Source organism: Achromobacter sp. ES-001, assembly GCF_019448355.1.
GTDB classification, from domain to species: domain Bacteria; phylum Pseudomonadota; class Gammaproteobacteria; order Burkholderiales; family Burkholderiaceae_B; genus Achromobacter; species Achromobacter spanius_B.
Genome location: NZ_CP079940.1, coordinates 1,587,060 through 1,603,243, shown reverse-complemented (window position 1 = coordinate 1,603,243; position 16,184 = coordinate 1,587,060). Strand labels below are relative to the sequence as shown.

At 65.7% G+C, this 16,184-nt stretch carries 13 protein-coding genes; 7 read left to right on the top strand and 6 right to left on the bottom strand.

What is annotated here, in order from left to right; genetic code table 11:
- Positions 1-6: 6 nt before the first annotated feature.
- Entirely contained in the window at positions 7-2,112 is a 2,106-nt protein-coding gene (locus tag KYT87_RS07120) for an ATP-dependent DNA helicase (RefSeq protein WP_046802693.1), read from the bottom strand.
- A 214-nt stretch (positions 2,113-2,326) separates the two neighbouring features.
- On the opposite strand from KYT87_RS07120, the gene tex reads away from it, so the two are divergent.
- Together tex and KYT87_RS07110 are read left to right on the top strand one after the other, a co-directional pair.
- On the top strand, positions 2,327-4,705 hold the full coding sequence (gene tex, locus KYT87_RS07115) for an RNA-binding transcriptional accessory protein Tex (protein WP_219991918.1): 2,379 nt from the start codon (positions 2,327-2,329) through the stop codon (positions 4,703-4,705).
- A gap of 382 nt (positions 4,706-5,087) precedes the next feature.
- On the top strand, positions 5,088-5,594 hold the full coding sequence (locus KYT87_RS07110) for a hypothetical protein (RefSeq protein ID WP_046802691.1): 507 nt from the start codon (positions 5,088-5,090) through the stop codon (positions 5,592-5,594).
- 57 nt (positions 5,595-5,651) lie between these two features.
- Here KYT87_RS07110 and KYT87_RS07105 read toward each other — a convergent pair whose 3' ends face one another.
- The 5 genes from KYT87_RS07105 to KYT87_RS07085 all read right to left on the bottom strand — a co-directional run bounded on the left by KYT87_RS07105 (position 5,652) and on the right by KYT87_RS07085 (position 10,112).
- Complete coding sequence (locus KYT87_RS07105) at positions 5,652-7,004, bottom strand: tryptophan--tRNA ligase (RefSeq protein ID WP_219991917.1); 1,353 nt, start codon at positions 7,002-7,004, stop codon at positions 5,652-5,654.
- 144 nt (positions 7,005-7,148) lie between these two features.
- Entirely contained in the window at positions 7,149-7,472 is a 324-nt protein-coding gene (locus KYT87_RS07100; protein WP_219991916.1) for a DUF3325 domain-containing protein, read from the bottom strand.
- On the bottom strand, positions 7,469-9,178 hold the full coding sequence (locus KYT87_RS07095) for a PepSY domain-containing protein (RefSeq protein ID WP_219991915.1): 1,710 nt from the start codon (positions 9,176-9,178) through the stop codon (positions 7,469-7,471). The genes KYT87_RS07100 and KYT87_RS07095 overlap by 4 nt, the downstream gene beginning before the upstream one ends.
- Positions 9,175-9,456 (bottom strand): DUF3649 domain-containing protein, encoded by a 282-nt coding sequence (locus tag KYT87_RS07090; RefSeq protein ID WP_046802687.1) that lies wholly within the window; start codon positions 9,454-9,456, stop codon positions 9,175-9,177. The genes KYT87_RS07095 and KYT87_RS07090 overlap by 4 nt, the downstream gene beginning before the upstream one ends.
- A gap of 23 nt (positions 9,457-9,479) precedes the next feature.
- Positions 9,480-10,112 (bottom strand): DUF4198 domain-containing protein, encoded by a 633-nt coding sequence (locus KYT87_RS07085; protein WP_104143099.1) that lies wholly within the window; start codon positions 10,110-10,112, stop codon positions 9,480-9,482.
- A gap of 238 nt (positions 10,113-10,350) precedes the next feature.
- On the opposite strand from KYT87_RS07085, the gene KYT87_RS07080 reads away from it, so the two are divergent.
- The 5 genes from KYT87_RS07080 to KYT87_RS07060 all read left to right on the top strand — a co-directional run bounded on the left by KYT87_RS07080 (position 10,351) and on the right by KYT87_RS07060 (position 16,151).
- Complete coding sequence (locus KYT87_RS07080; protein WP_046802685.1) at positions 10,351-11,265, top strand: dihydrodipicolinate synthase family protein; 915 nt, start codon at positions 10,351-10,353, stop codon at positions 11,263-11,265.
- Positions 11,266-11,517: 252 nt separating this feature from the next.
- On the top strand, positions 11,518-12,450 hold the full coding sequence (locus KYT87_RS07075) for a 4-hydroxyproline epimerase (RefSeq protein WP_219991914.1): 933 nt from the start codon (positions 11,518-11,520) through the stop codon (positions 12,448-12,450).
- A gap of 116 nt (positions 12,451-12,566) precedes the next feature.
- Positions 12,567-13,691 carry an FAD-binding oxidoreductase gene (locus KYT87_RS07070; RefSeq protein WP_219991913.1) on the top strand — a complete coding sequence of 375 codons (1,125 nt, stop codon included), beginning with the start codon at positions 12,567-12,569 and terminating at the stop codon, positions 13,689-13,691.
- Positions 13,688-15,265: an FAD-dependent oxidoreductase gene (locus KYT87_RS07065; protein WP_219991912.1), complete on the top strand. Its 1,578-nt coding sequence runs from the start codon at positions 13,688-13,690 to the stop codon at positions 15,263-15,265. Before KYT87_RS07070 ends, KYT87_RS07065 begins: the two co-directional genes overlap by 4 nt.
- Positions 15,266-15,275: 10 nt before the next feature.
- The gene (locus tag KYT87_RS07060; RefSeq protein WP_219991911.1) at positions 15,276-16,151 is read left to right on the top strand and encodes an inositol monophosphatase family protein; all 876 of its coding nucleotides are present in this window, start codon (positions 15,276-15,278) and stop codon (positions 16,149-16,151) included.
- Positions 16,152-16,184: the final 33 nt, after the last annotated feature.

Genomic DNA, 16,184 nt, shown 5'->3' with positions numbered 1-16,184 from the left:
CGTGCCCTACGCCGCCACGTCGTCGTCGCCCTGTTTGCGCCGGTAGAACGCCAGCACCTCTTCCAGTTCGCGCGTGCGAGCAAACGGCGGCAGGCCTCGCCACAGACGCTTGCCGTAGGGCTTTTCGACCAGGCGCGCATCACCCACCATCAACACGCCCCAGTCCGATTCCGTGCGGATCAAACGGCCCGCGCCCTGCTTGAGCGAAATGGCGGCTTCCGGCAACTGGTATTCCGAAAACGGATTGCCCCCGTGTGCCCGACACGCGCGCAGGCGCGCTTCGATGACGGGGTCGTCAGGCGGCGCGAACGGCAGCTTGTCGATGGCTACCAGCGTCAGCACGTCGCCCGGCAGGTCTATGCCTTCCCAGAAGCTGGCGCTACCCACCAGCACCGGGTGCTTGAGCTTGCAGAAGCGGTCCAGAAGATCCCGGCGCGTACCCTCGCCCTGCTTTAACAGCGGCCAGTCATGGCCGGCGTCGTCAAACGCGTCGGCCAGCAACGTAGCCACTTTTTCAACGGCGCGCAGCGTCGTGCACAGCACCAGCGTGCCGCCCGGGCTGGCTTCCAGCAGCGGCATCAGCGTGTCGACAAAGCGATCCAGGAATTGTGGCGACTGCGGCTCGGGCATGCCGCGCGGCACGAATAGCAGCGCCTGTTCGGGATAGTTGAACGGGGATTCCCACTTGCCCGTGCGCGCTTGTTCCAGGCCAAGCTGGCTGGTGAAGTGGGTGAACTCGCCATTCACCGACAGCGTGGCCGACGTCATGATCCAGGCCTGCCCCGGCTTGCGGTATTTGGAAAACGCCTGCGCCACGGACAGCGGCGCGGAATGCAGCCGCACATGATGCAAACCGTGTTCGACCCAGCGCACGGCCGGGCCGGTCCATTGCTGGGCGGCCGCCACGCCTTCCAGGATGGCGGCGGGTGTGGACGGCCCGTCGGCCAGCGCGATGTCGGCGGCGGGCTCGGGCGCCTGGTCATCACGGCCCCAGCCTTCGTCTTCCATGTGGCCACCCGCGCGGCCCGGCGTGGCCCAGCGTTTCAGCCGAATCGATATTTCGGCGCCGCTGCGCGCGGCCGCCATCAGGTCGGGGTGCTTTTCAGCCACCACGCCCAGCGCCTTGGTCGCCGTGTCCACGGCCTCGCGCAAGGCGGCAAGCGCCTCGTCGAATTCCTCGGGGTTGGGGATGGCTTCAAACGTGGCCTTGCGGCCGGGCATCTTGTCCAGCGGCGCACAGGCCAGGCGCAATTCGCGCGCGGCGGTTTCCAGGTGGCGGCTGACGTCGCTCCACTTGGCGGCTTCGCGCGCATACGCCAGCCCGGCCACTTCCAGCGCGCGGCCAAAGTCCATCAATTGGTGCGTGGACACGCTGCTGCCCAGGAAGCGCGTGGCGGTGTCGGGCAGTTGATGGGCTTCGTCGAAGATGACGGTGTCGGCTTCGGGCAGCAGATCGGTAACGCCTTCTTCGCGCAGCACCAGGTCAGCCATGAAAAGCGCGTGGTTGACCACGACGACATCGGCCTCCTGGGCCTGCCGGCGCGCCTTGACGACAAAACAGTCGCGAATGCGCGGGCATTCCTGGCCCAGGCAGTTTTCGCGGGTCGAGGTCACGCGCTGCCAGATGTCGGCGTCCTCGGGCACTTGCGCCAGATCGCTGCGGTCGCCGGTCTTGGTAATGCCCGCGAACACCTGGATCTGGCGCAGCTGCTGGATTTCGGTGCGCGACTTCAAGGCCCGCTCATCGCCCTGCAGGCGTTCAAGGTGGTAGTGGCAGACATAGTTGCCCCGCCCCTTGAGCAGCGCGGCGGTGACGGGCGCGGCCAGCGCGGCGCGTACGCGCGGCAGGTCGCGCGCGAACAACTGGTCTTGCAGCGTGCGCGTGCCTGTGGAAATCAGCACCTTGCCGCCCTGGATGAAGGCGGGTACAAGATAGGCCCAGGTTTTGCCGATGCCGGTGCCCGCTTCGGCCACCAGCGTGGCGCGGTCCTGGATGGCGTCGCCGATGGCCTGCGACAGCTCCACTTGCGAAGGGCGAGGCTTGTAGCCGGGCATGGCCGTGGCCAACGGCCCGTCCTCGTCAAAGAATTCGGAAATATCCAGGTCCAGCATTACGGCAGCCTAGTGTCGGTCGGAGTCTATGGTGAACCGGTACCGGTAACGGTTCGGGCGCCAGACACTGATGTGGGAAAGGACCAAATGATACCCCTTGCCACGCCGCCTTTCCGGCTGAGCAAGGGACAGATCGGTCCCCCCTGGCACGTTTTGTAATAGCCGCTTATGGCACAATCCGCCCCTTGTTTTTCCTTTTTGCCGTCGTATAGAGATGTCTGAAACTTCCGCTATCACGTACGTCGCCGCCGGCGTCGACAACGCCCGCATCATCGCGCAGCTTGCCACCGAGCTGGGCGCGCGCACCTCCCAAATCGCTTCGGCCGTGGAACTGCTGGATGACGGCGCCACCGTGCCGTTTATCTCGCGCTATCGCAAGGAAGCCACCGGCGGCCTGGACGATACCGTGCTGCGTAACCTGGAAGTGCGGTTGGGTTACCTGCGCGAGCTCGAAGAGCGCCGTGGCGCCATCCTTGAGTCCATCTCGCAGCAGGGCAAGCTGACGTCCGCGTTGCAGCAAGAAATCGCCACGGCCGACACCAAGCAGCGCCTGGAAGACTTGTACGCACCGTACAAGCCCAAGCGCCGCACGCGCGCCCAGATCGCCCGCGAGGCCGGTCTGGAGCCCCTGGCGGACGCCATCCTGGCCGACACCGCCTGCGACCCCGCCGCGCTGGCCGCGCAATACCTGAACCCCGAGGCGTCCATCAACGATGCCAAGGCGGCGCTGGACGGCGCGCGCGACATCCTGGCCGAACGCTACGCCGAAAATGCGGACCTGCTGGCCGACATGCGCGAGCACCTGTGGTCCACCGGCCTGATCTATTCCAAGATGATCGACGGCAAGGAAACCGAAGGGGCCAACTTCCGCGACTGGTTCGACTTCAACGAGCCGCTGCGTACCCTGCCCTCGCACCGCATCCTGGCGCTGCTGCGCGGCCGTCAGCAAGGCGTGCTGGAATTGCGTCTGGGACTGGAAGCCGAGCTTGAAGCGCAGGTGCCGCACCCGTGCGTCGCGCGCATCGCCAACTTCCTGAAGCTGGGCAACGGCCTGTTCGCGCTGGACGCGACGCCGCGCGCCCGCTGGTTGGGCGAAGTGTGCCGCTGGACCTGGCGTGTGAAGCTGCTGACGGCGTTCGAAAGCGAACTGATCGGCCGCCTGCGCGAAAGCGGTGAAGCCGAAGCCATTCGCGTGTTCGCCGCCAACCTGAAAGACCTGCTGCTGGCCGCGCCGGCCGGCCCCAAGGCCGTGCTGGGCCTGGACCCGGGCATCCGCACGGGCTGCAAGATCGCCGTCATCGACCAGACCGGCAAGGTCGTGGACACGACCACCGTCTACCCGTTTGAACCGCGCCGCGACCGCGACGGCACGATCAACACGCTTGCCGCGCTGGTGGCGCGCCACAACGTGGACCTGATCGCCATCGGCAACGGCACCGCTTCGCGTGAAAGCGAAAAGCTGGTGGGCGACATGATGGAACGCTTCCCCGACCTGAAGGTCACCCGCGTGGTGGTTTCCGAAGCGGGCGCATCCGTGTATTCGGCCTCGGAAATGGCTGCGCTGGAATTCCCGGATCTGGACGTGACGCTGCGCGGCGCCGTGTCCATCGCCCGCCGCTTGCAGGACCCGCTGGCCGAGCTGGTCAAGATTGATCCCAAGGCCATCGGCGTGGGCCAGTACCAGCACGACGTCAACCAGCGCGAGCTGGCCCGTTCGCTGGACGCCGTGGTCGAGGATTGCGTGAACGCCGTGGGCGTGGATGTGAACACGGCGTCGGCCGCGTTGCTGGCACGCGTGTCGGGCTTGAACTCGCTGCTGGCCAAGAACATCGTTTCCTGGCGCGATGAAAACGGCGCGTTCCACACCCGCGAAGTGCTGCGCAAGGTGCCGCGCTTTGGCGAAAAGGCGTTCGAACAGGCTGCGGGCTTTTTGCGCATTCCCAACGGCGAGAACCCGTTGGATGCCTCGTCGGTGCACCCGGAAGCCTATCCCGTTGTCGAACGCATCGTTGCCAAGATCAAGGCCGAGGTCAAACAGATCATCGGCCAGCGCGAGGCCTTGAAGGGCGTATCGCCGTCCGACTTCACGGACGAACGATTCGGCCTGCCGACGGTGCGCGACATCTTCGCCGAACTTGAAAAGCCCGGCCGCGATCCGCGCCCGGAATTCAAGACGGCGCAGTTCAAGGAAGGCGTCGAAACACTGAACGACCTGTACCCCGGCATGGTGCTGGAAGGCGTCGTCACCAACGTGGCCAACTTTGGCGCGTTTGTCGACATCGGCGTGCACCAGGACGGCTTGGTCCACATTTCGGCCTTGGCCGAAAAGTTCGTGAAAGACCCGCGCGATGTCGTGCGTGTTGGCCAGACGGTCAGCGTGAAGGTGCTGGAAGTGGACGCGGCCCGCAAGCGCGTGGCGCTGACCATGCGCCTGAACGACACCGCCGCCCCCGCACGCCGCAGCGGTGACGCCCCCAAGGGCGGCGACCGCCCGCGCCGCCCGCAAGGTGACGGCGGCCGTGGCAACGCGGCAGGCGGTGCCGGCGGCATGAACAGCGCCATGGCGGACGCCTTCGCCAAGCTCAAGCGCTGATCTTTTCGCGCGGCGCTAAAACAAAGCCAGGGCTGATGCCCTGGCTTTTTCTTTTCCCGTTTTCTTTGCCCGCTTCTTTGTCCGCTTCTTTGTCCGCTTCTTTGTCCGCTTCTTTGTCCGCTTCTTTGTCCGCTTTCTTTGCCGATTCCTACCCTAGGACTTTCCCCTAGATTGGGCGTTTTCCTTGCGCGCGCTCAATCAGGAAATCTAAAAATAAGGGAAAATATCGAATTGTGTCCAAATAATAAAAGCCGGTGGCGTTGGGGAACACGGCAGACGCAAACATCCATGATCAGGCGAACTGCGGCGCGAACCGTCTATCAGGCAAGAAGTAAAAGAAAAAGCGCCCCACCCTGATAGCCCCCCCGGAGAGCCATTGAACATGAGTACGACCATTACGCTTGCCGCCAATGAAGCGGCAACGATCACCGAAAAAGAAGTTGGCCACAGCGGCACCTACGCCGAAGTCACGCTGGGCCAATACTCGCACTTGGTCGTTGACGGCGCCGAAGTCGCCTTCAAGCACATCACCCTGGAACGCCTGGGCAGCCGCGTAATTGAATTGCGCAACGGCGCGCAGCTTCAAGTGGGCGCTCTGGGCTTTGCCAGCATGGGCGCCAGCATCGTGTACCGCATCGGCGTGGGCTGCGCGCTGACTTTCGACGCCAGCCAATGGGACCCGGAAGTGGTGGCCAACACAACGTTCGACTTTGCCAGCCAGGGCAGCGGCACGCTGAAGTACTTTCCGTTCATCAACCCGGAATGGCTCGACTGCCCGAACGTGACCGGCTATTCAGAAGGCGATCTGCTGGAAATCGCCGGGCAAGGCAGCGCACAGCGTTTCCAGGTGCGCGATGGGCGCATCGTGGCGGGCGCCCGTACGGCGTAACGGCGCACGAGCGGTAGACGGTGGCGGGCAGCAGGCACTAACGCGCTGCCCGGCCGCTTATTCTTTTGCCAGTGACGCCAGCGCGTCGCGCGTGCGCGTCAGGCGCGACTCTGCATCACCTTGCGCGCCGGCCGGCGCTTCGGCAACCGTCTCGCCGTCAATGACGGCGGTGTAGGTTTCGCCGGACGCTTGCAGCACGGTGTCAGGCGATTCTTCTTGCAGCCGGCGCATTAAGGCGCCCGCCAGCTTCGGGTCCGCGAAGCGTTGCGACAACAGCAGCTCTTCACCATCAGCCGCCAGCAAGCGGAAGCGGAAGCCGCCCGTTTCATCGCGGAAGCTGACAAAGCGCGCGCCCTTGTCCTTGTCTTTCTTGCCCTGCGACTTCGCCGTCGCCGCGCCCGCATTCAGGTTGCGCAAGCCGACGGCCACGCGCAGTTCCTGCATCAACGGCAAGGCTTGCTTGCGCGCCTTGTCGGCGCCCGCCTGAAGAATGTCTTCGATGCGGCCCGGGTTGGCGATCAGGTCCACGTATTTTTCGCGCATCGGCGCCAGCAGGTTTTCCAGGTGCTCGTACAGCGCCTGCTTGGCGTCGCCCCAGCCCATGCCGTCTTCCAGCTGCTTGCGGAACGCCGCCGATTCCGCCTGCGTGGCGAAGGCACGGTACAGCGTGTACAGGTGCGAATTTTCGGCGTCCTTGGCTTCGCCCGGCGCGCGCGAATCGGTCACGATACGCATCACGGACGCGCGCAGCGCCTTGGCGCCGCCTTCGAACAGCGGGATGGTGTTGTTGTAGCTCTTGGACATCTTGCGGCCATCCAGGCCGGGCAAGGTCGCCACGTCTTCTTCAATGGCTACCTCGGGCAGCGTGAAGTAGTCGCGGCCATAAAGATGATTGAAGCGCTGCGCGATATCGCGCGCCATTTCCAGATGCTGGATCTGGTCGCGGCCCACCGGCACGCGGTTGGCGTTGAACATCAGGATGTCGGCGGCCATCAGCACCGGATACGAGAACAAACCCATCGTAATGCCGTCATCCGGGTCCACGCCCTTGGCCACGTTCTGATCCACGGACGCCTTGTAGGCGTGCGCGCGGTTCATCATGCCCTTGGCGGTGACGCAGGTCAGCAGCCAGCTGAGCTCGGGAATTTCGGGAATGTCGGATTGCCGGTAGAACGTCACGCGTTCGTGGTCCAGGCCCACCGCCAGCCAGGTGGCAGCGATTTCAAGGCGGGAACGCGCCACACGCGCCGGATCATCGCACTTGATCAGCGCGTGATAGTCCGCCAGGAAGAAGAACGCGTCCACGCCAGGCTGGGTGCTGGCCTGCACGGCGGGCCGGATAGCTCCCGCGTAATTGCCAAGGTGGGGGGTGCCAGTGGTGGTAATGCCGGTAAGGACGCGGGTATTCATAAGGCGAAGAGGCGTGTGCTAGGGGAAACAAGCAGTGTAACGTGCCGGCGCATCGGCGCCTTGCCCCGTGGCGACGGCGGGTGCCCGCCTGGCGTTGGGCAAATCGCCATCGCGCACGGTGCGCCGGCTTGGCGAGCGCACCGCCTACAGAACCGCAAACACGGGCGCGGCCAGCGCGCAGATTCCGCCCGTGGTCAACGCCGCGCGCGGACGGAACGTCAGGAACCAGATCAGCAGCAAGCCGGCGATGCTGAGGATGCCGATCCATTCCACCGTGCCGTAGCTCCAGCCCCAGACCGTGGCCGATGCGTACAGCGACAGGGCCAGCGCGATCCAGCCGAAGATGCGCAACGGCACGCGGTGGCGGCGTGGGATGGCGCGATCGAACAGATCTTCGTAGTGGCGGTCCATCCCCAGGCACAGCGCGGAAAAACCGGCGTAGGCCAGGCAGAAAGCGGCAAGCGTCATGGCGTATCACCTCGCGGTTCATAAACGACGGCGCCAGGCGCAGCGGGCGCTGGGGACGTTGGGGCCGTTGCGGACTTTCCGGACTTTGCGGTCGTTGTGGCCGTTGCGGTCGCAGGGGCCGACGCATTGGCCCGCCCACGGGCTGGCCCCCTGGCCGGCGCACGACGCGCGCGCGCCGCCTTGCGCGACATCCAGGCGAACAACACGGCGCTGGCCAGGCAGGTCAGATCAAACCCGGCCATGACCCAATCGCCCTGCGGCAACGACACGCCTAGGTGGCGCGACGTGGTCAACGCGTTGACCACCGGCACCAGGGCCAGCGCGGCGGCGGCAATTCCCAGCAGGTCCTGCCACTTGCGGCGCTGGAACAAAAAGGCATAGACCAATGACACGGCCCACGCCGCGAAGAAGCTACGGGACTCCCACAACTGGCGCCCCGGCAGGTCGGCCGGCAGCAGGCGGTTGGCAAGGAAGAACACGGCAACGCCCAGCACCACCCCGGCGATGGTGCCGGCATTCAGGCCGTCCACCAGCCGCAACGAAAACGCTTCACGCGCATCCTGCGGCCGCGCCTTCTGGCGGCGCTTGGCGATCCACAGCACCAAGCCCGTGGCCACCATGCCGGTGCCGGCCAGGCTGACCAGGAAATAGAACCAGCGCAGCAAAGGCTCGGCGAACAAACCCAGGTGCAGCCCGGTGATCGTGCCGGCGGTTCTGGCGGTAGCGCCCAATTCGTCCTGCCCTTCCGTAAGCTTGCCGGTCACCCCGTCAACCCGCATCCACGGCGCCATCAAGCCGTACGACACGCCGTCGGCCGCCGCCTGCGTCAACGTCACGGTGGCCCCGGCGTCGCCCGGGTTGTTGACCGTGACGCGGCCCAGTCGACCTTGCCACTGCTGCTGCGCCTGCTCCACCAGCGGCGCAATCCGCACCAACGGCGCGGGCTGGTTCAGCGGCGGCGTGACCTTGAACGACTTGAAGACATCATCCGTGTACTGGCGCGGATTGTCGTAGACGGCCTTGATGCCGGCCGGCATCAACATCACCATGAACAGCACCAGGCCGCTGAAAGTAATCATCAGATGAAAAGGCAGCCCCAGCACCGACAGGGCATTGTGGCCATCCATCCAGGCGCGTTGCCCGCCCTTTCCAGGACGGAAGGTAAAGAAGTCGGCAAAGATTTTCTTGTGGGTGATGATGCCGCTGATGATCGCCACCAGCATGAACATGCCCGCGATGCTGGCCAGCCAGCGCCCCCACGGGAACGCGGTCTCAAGTTCGAAATGGAAGCGGTAGAAAAAATCGCCGCCGCGTGTTTCGCGCCCCTGGACCGCCTGCCCAGTGGCGGGGTCCAGCTTCACGCGCACAAACCCGCGCTCGCCCGGCTTGGGCTTGGGCAGTTGGTACAGCAACAGGATCAGCGGCTCGCGATCGGACGGCGGCGTGATGAACCAGCGCTTGGCGTCCGGTGCATGTTCGTCCAGATAGCGCTGCGCCATCTCCACCGACTGCACCGCAGGCGCCGGCTGCACCTGGATTTCGGGCTGCATCCAGCGCGTGATCTCGGGCCGGAAGAATGCCAGCGAGCCGGTCAGGAACATCGCGAACAACACCCATCCGAATATCAACCCGGCCCAGGTGTGCAACCACGACATCGATTGGCGCAGGCCTTCTTCGCCCTGCGCTTTGGGCTTGCGTGCCGTCATGCCATCCCCATCCCGCGCCCTGCCAGAAATAGGCCGCCCAACAATGCGGCCGGCAGCAAAATTCCGATCCAGGCGCGCCACGCGCTACGCGTGGCAAACACCCAGATCACGCCGCACGTGTAGACGACGAACGACAACATCAAGGCGGTGGTGACGGCGTCTGCCCGCCCCATCGGCAGCCAGACGGCCAGGCACGCCGCAGCCGCCGAGGCAAGGGCATAGCCGCCCAGAATGGCGGCTGCCGCCCTGGAAAACACGGCCATGCGATAGCGCATCATGCCTGCGCCGGCTGCGGGAGCTTTCACGGATTCACGTTGAAGGTCAGGGTGGAAACGTAGCGGATCTTGGCGTAGGTCTTACCGTCGGCCTCGCCCGCCTTCTCTTGCATGTGCGCCGCTTCCAGCACGTACTGGCCCGGCCACGGCGTCGTGATTTCGATACGACCGTTTTCATCGGTCCAGAAGCGCTTTTCCCACTTCGGCGGACCAAAGACGGTCACTTCGGTCTTGGCCAGCGGCTTGCCTTCAAAGTTCAGGACAAAAGAGTTGGCGCCGGCGGCGGTGGGCACCAGTTCCAGGTCCAGCTTGGCCTGCGTATCGGTGCGGCCGGCCTTGGCGCCGTACTTGACCAGCGTTTCCTTGAACTGCATCGGCTGGGCCAGGCGTACGTCGCCCTTTCCAGACACCGCGTACTCCACAAAGTCCGTGCCCTTGGCCGAGGCCTTCAGCACGGTGCCGTCAGCGGCGGTCACGACAGGCGCCACCAGGACCTTGCCCAGCAAGCCATCCTGCTTTTCGCGCACGTCGTCGGCCCATTCGCCGAAGTACGCCTTGGCCGCGCCTTCGCCGCCCCGTTCCAGCCAAACAAAGTGTGCCTGCGCAGCGCCCGCGCACCCCATGAGGGCGATGGCCGCCAAAGTCCTTGCAAGGTTCATTCTGGTTCCTTTGGTTTTTTAGTCTGATAAAGACAACAGACAAGCCCCGCGGCCGATGCCTGTTTTTTATCGGCCTGAATTATAACCATTCTCACTACCACTTCCATCGAAATTTGGGCCGGAACGCCGGGCGCTGTTAACCCCATTCCTGGTTAACCCCCATTCCTTTAACCTGTGGATTAAATATATTAGCCATATATCTGAAGCCACCCACCGCACGTGAACCCTGGAGTTCCTCATGACGCACCCTCGCTGGACAGGCATCTTTCCCGCCATCACCACCAAGTTCCACGCCGATGAACGGATCGACGCCGAAGGCACCGCCAAACACATCGATTTCCAGATCCGCAACGGCATCCATGGGATGGTCACCTGCGGTTCCCTGGGCGAGGCCAGCACCTTGACGCTGGAAGAAAAGCTTGAGGTCACCAAGATCGCGCTGGAGGCGTCCGGCGGCCGCGTGCCGGTGCTGGCGAACGTATCCGAGACCAGCACGCGCGAGGCGCTGCGATACATCGAAGGCGCCAACAAGCTGGGCGTGGCGGGCTTCATGGTCATGCCGTCGCTGATCTACGTGGCGGACGCCCGCGAGGCCATGCTCAATGTGCGCACCATGGCCGAGGCCGCGCAGCAGCCCATCATGGTCTACAACAACCCGCTGGCCTATCGCGTGGACCTGACACCGGCCCACATGGCCGAGCTGGCCGATTGCAAGTGGATCGCCGCCGTGAAGGACAGCTCGGGCGATACCCGCCGCGTGACCGACCTGCGCAATACCGTGGGCGATCGCTACCAGATCTTTCTGGGCGTGGACGATCTGGCCTACGAAGGTCTGGCGCTGGGTTGCGATGGCCTGCTTGCCGGCGTGGGCTGCGCGTTTCCCCGCGAAACCGTCGCGCTTTACGACCTGATGAAGGCCGGCAAATACGCCGAAGCGTTGTCGCTTTATCAATGGATGACGCCGTTGCTGCATCTGGACGTATCCGCCAAGCTGGTTCAGAACCTGAAGCTGATCGACGCGCTGGTTGGCGTGGGCACCGAGCACGTGCGCCGGCCCCGCTTGCCGGTGATCGGCGAAGAGCGCGCGTTGATCGAACGCGTGGTGGCGCAGGCCTTGGCAACGCGCCCCGCGCAATACCAGTCGGTGCCCTGACCGCCCTTGCCGCCCGGCGATGACTCCGTCCGATGACATCCAGGAATTACCTGCAATGTCATGGCGTTATCGCTGAATCGCCAAGTGAAAAATTGCGTGGCGTTGCGGTCTCTACGACACGACGCCACGCGTTTAATTGCCTAGACTAGCCCGTTCGCTTGTTCGTTCGCTTCTTGTTCGTCCGCCGGCAAGCCACGGCTTGCCGGACCGCTTTCTCGCTGCACGTCCACAACCTCTGCACAAGGCGCGTCAATGAATCAGATCCGTGTCATCGACTCCCACACCGGCGGTGAACCCACCCGGCTGGTCGTCTCCGGTTTTCCCGATCTGGGCGCCGGAGACATGGCGCAAAGGCAACGCCGCCTTGCCGACAAGCACGACGCATGGCGCGCGGCAACCGTCCTTGAACCCCGAGGCAGCGACGTCATGGTGGGCGCCTTGCTGTGCCCCCCACAAAACCCGGTCAATGCCGCCGGCGTGATCTTCTTCAACAACGCCGGGTACCTGGGCATGTGCGGCCACGGCACCATCGGGCTGGTCGCCACCTTGGCCTACCTGCGCCGCATCAAGCCCGGCGCGCACGGTATCGAAACGCCGGTGGGCACGATCCGCGCCACCCTGCACGAAGACGGCTCGGTCAGTGTGCGCAACGTGCCCGCCTACCGGTTGCGCCAAGGCGTATGCGTCGAGGTACCCGAATACGGCAAGGTCATCGGCGACGTTGCCTGGGGCGGTAACTGGTTCTTCCTGGTCAGCCAGCACACGCAGCGCGTTGCGCCAGACAATCTTGATGCCCTCACCGAGTACGCCTGGGCCATCCGCCAGGCGTTGCAGGCGTCGGGCATCACCGGCCGCGATGGCGCGGAAATCGACCACGTTGAACTGTTCGCCCCCGACCCCAACGCCGACAGCCGCAACTTCGTGCTGTGTCCCGGCAAAGCCTATGACCGCTCGCCGTGCGGCACCGGTACCAGCGCCAAGCTGGCCTGCCTGGCCGCGGACGGCAAGCTGGCCCCCGGGCAAATCTGGCGGCAGGCCAGTGTCATCGGCAGTACCTTTCAGGGCAGCTATGAACTGGCGGACGGGCAGATCATTCCCACCATCCGCGGGCGCGCGCACATCTGCGCCGAATCCACGTTGCTGATCCAGCCCGACGACCCCTTCGGTTGGGGCATCCGGCTTTGATCGCCGGCCGTTATTTGCCGGCCGTTATTTGCTGGCCGTTATTTGCTGAACGCTGATCGCCGTTTGCTGATCGTTATCGCTAATCGCTAATCGCTAATCGCCACGGAAGCCTACGCATGCCACACCCCTCGAAGGACGTGCTGATCGTCGGCGCGGGCATTATCGGCGCTGCCTGTGCGCACCACTTGGCGGCCGCCGGCCTGTCGGTGCATGTGCTGGATGCCGGCCTGAAAGGGGCCACGCAGGCCGGCATGGGGCATCTGGTCGTCATGGACAGCGACCCCGCCGAACTGGCGCTGAGCAGCCTGTCGATGGACGCTTGGCGGCAATGGGGCCCGCGCATGAACGCAGCGGACCCCGCCTGCGCCTACACCGAATGCGGCACGCTGTGGGTCGCTGCCACTAGCGACGACATGACCGAAGCCGAACGCAAGCACGCGCGGCTTGGCCACCTGGGGGTAGCCGCCACGCTGCTTACCGCGCGGCAACTGGCCGATGCCGAACCATTCTTGCGCAGCGGCCTGGCCGGCGCGCTGCACGTACCCGGCGACGGCCTGCTGTACGCCCCCAACGCGGCGCGCTGGCTGTTGACGCATGCGCCACCCGGCGTGTCATTCGAGGCCGTCCGCGTCGACATGATCGACGAGCAAGGCGCCATGCTGGCCGATGGCTCGCGGCGCAATGCCAAGGCCGTCGTGCTGGCGGCAGGCATGTTGGCCGCCCACCTTTGCGACGACTTGCCCCTTGCACCCAAAAAAGGCCATCTGGCCATCACGGACCGCTACCCAACCGGCATCCGCCACCAACTGGTCGAGCTTGGCTACATGGCCAGCACCCAGCAGCGCGACGGGGCCGCCGTGGCATTCAATGTGCAGCCCCGTCCCACCGGGCAACTGCTGATCGGCTCTTCACGGCAGATCGGGCAAGCCGATTCCGACATCGATCCCATGGTGCTGGCCCGCATGCTCAAGCGGGCCACCGACTTCCTGCCGGGCCTGTCGGGCATGAACCTTATCCGCACCTGGACAGGCGTGCGTGCCGCCACACCCGACGGCCTGCCGCTGATCGGTCCGCATCCCACCCGCGCCGGGCTCTGGCTGGCCTTGGGCCATGAAGGCCTGGGCGTCACCACCGCGCCCGCCACCGCCGCCTTGCTGACCGCCCTGATGACCAACGCAACGCCGCCGCTGGCTGCCGCGCCCTTTGCACCATCCCGCTCATTTGACGAGGTAACGCCATGACGCATCCGCGAGACTCCGCCCGCCTTCGTATCCTGCTGGACGGCCGGCCGATGCGCGTGGAGCCGGGCAGCAGCGTCGCCGCCGCGTTGGCCGCCAGGTCGCCCGGCAACTCGCGCGTATCGGTGTCAGGCGAAAAACGCGCGGCATTCTGCGGCATGGGCGTCTGTCACGAATGCCGGGTCCTGGTCGATGGCCACCTGCGCCTGGCCTGCCAAGCCCGCTGCCACGAAGGCATGCGCGTGGACACGGTACTGGAGCACGGCACCCCGCCTGACGCCCCCCTTGCACAAGACGATGCCGCTAACGCCTGCGACCTGCTCATCATCGGCGCCGGGCCTGCGGGGATGTCCGCCGCGCTGGCGGCCGCGCCCAGCGGACGCGCCATTGTGCTGGTCGACGACAACGCCGCACCCGGCGGCCAGATCTGGCGTGATGGGCCAGGCGCCTCCGTGCCCGCCCTGGCCCGACGCCTGCGTGAACAACTGGCGCGATATTCGAATATCACGCTGCTTGGCGACACCCGTGTCATCGGCATGGCCGGCTTGCCTGGCCAACGGGCGCTGATGCTGGAGAATGCGCGCCAAGGTTGGGCGCAGCACTATGGCGCGCTGATCCTGTGCACCGGCGCTCGCGAGCTGCTGTTGCCGTTTCCCGGCTGGACCTTGCCTGGCGTGACCGGCGCGGGCGGCCTGCAAGCCTTGATAAAGGCGGGCGTAAGGCTGCGCGGCAAGCGCATCGTCATCGCCGGCACGGGCCCCTTGCTGCTTGCCGCGGCGCATGCCGCCCATCGGGCGGGCGCGCGCGTCGTGCGCATTGCCGAGCAAGCAGACTGGCGCGCCTTGCTGCGCTTTGGCTATCGCTTGCACCGCTGGCCCGCCAAGGCCGCGCAGGCCGCCGCGCTGTTCAACCCGCACTACCGAGCTTCCAGCCACGTGCTGGAAGCCACCGGCGATGGGCGCGTGCAACAGGTGCGGCTGCGCCGAGCCGACGGCGAAGAAACCATCGCCTGCCATCGCTTGGCCTGCGGTTTTGGCCTGGTGCCCAACATCAAGCTGGGCCAGATGCTGGGCTGCGAATTGGACCCGCACGCAGGCCTGCAAGTGGATGACATGCAGCAAACCACCGTCCCAGGCATCTTCGCGGCAGGCGAATGCACGGGCATCGGCGGCAACGAACGCGCCCGGGTACAGGGCGCGCGCGCCGGCCATGCGGCGGTGGGCGAACTTACCCAGGCCGCGCGCCTGTCGAACGATCTTGCACGTTGGCAGGAGTTCGCCGACGCGCTACGCACCCCCTTCGCGCTCCGCGCGCCGCTGTTGTCCCTGGCACGCCCCGACACCCTGATTTGCCGATGCGAAGACGTGCCGCAGTCCGCGCTTGCGGCGCATCAAAACTGGACCGACGCCAAGCTGCACACGCGTTGCGGCATGGGCGCCTGCCAGGGCCGCATCTGCGGCGCCGCCACCCAAGCGCTTTATGGCTGGCAGCCCTTACCGCCGCGGCATCTGCTTGCGCCCGCCCGCATCGACACGCTGGCGGCCATCGCGTCCTCATCCGGCAATTCGCTCGACTAAGGAAACCTTCATGACGAACACCCTGGACGCCCACATCGCGTTCGCGCAAGGCTTGGCTGACGAGGCGCGGAAAATGTACGCGCCATACCTGCGCGACTCAGCCTACGCCGATAGCGGCAATGCCAGTGCCAGTGCCAGTGCCGACGCCAGTGCCAGCGCCGACGCCGCCACACCCCGCCTGCCGCGCACGGAAATCAAACCGGACCGCAGCCTGGTCACCGCCCTGGACCAGGCCATCGAAGCGCACCTGCGCGAGCGCATTGAAGCCGCCTACCCGCAACACGGCATCTACGGAGAAGAAGGTGGCACCGTCCGGCTGGACGCCGAGTATGTCTGGGTGCTTGACCCCATCGACGGCACCGCGCCCTTTCTTGCCGGCGTGCCGGTCTTCGGCACCTTGATCGCGCTTATGCAGCGCGGCACGCCGGTGCTGGGCGTCATGGATTTCCCCGCCACGGGCGACCGCTGGGTCGGCGCTGCCGGACGCCCCACCCTGCATCACGGCGTGCCCTGCCACACGCGCGCCTGCGCCCAACTGGGCGATGCGATGCTCAGCACCAGCAACCCGGACTTCTACGCGCCCGACGAGCTTCCCGCCTTCCAGGCGCTGCGGGAACGTACCCGCTGGCGCATCTACGGCGGATGCTGCCTGGCGTATGGGCTGCTGGCCGCCGGCCGCACCGACATCGCCATCGACGCTCGCCTGGCGCTTTACGACTACGCGCCTTTCATCCCCGTCATCCAGGGCGCCGGGGGCGTCATTACGGACTGGAACGGCCGGCCGCTCGGGCTGGACAACCCGGCGTCGCGCATCCTGGCCGCGGGCGACCCGGAACGCCATCGGCAAGCCCTGCAGCTGGTGCGCCAGGCAATGGCAATGGATTGATTCTTCCACCCCCACACTTGCACGCATCAGGAG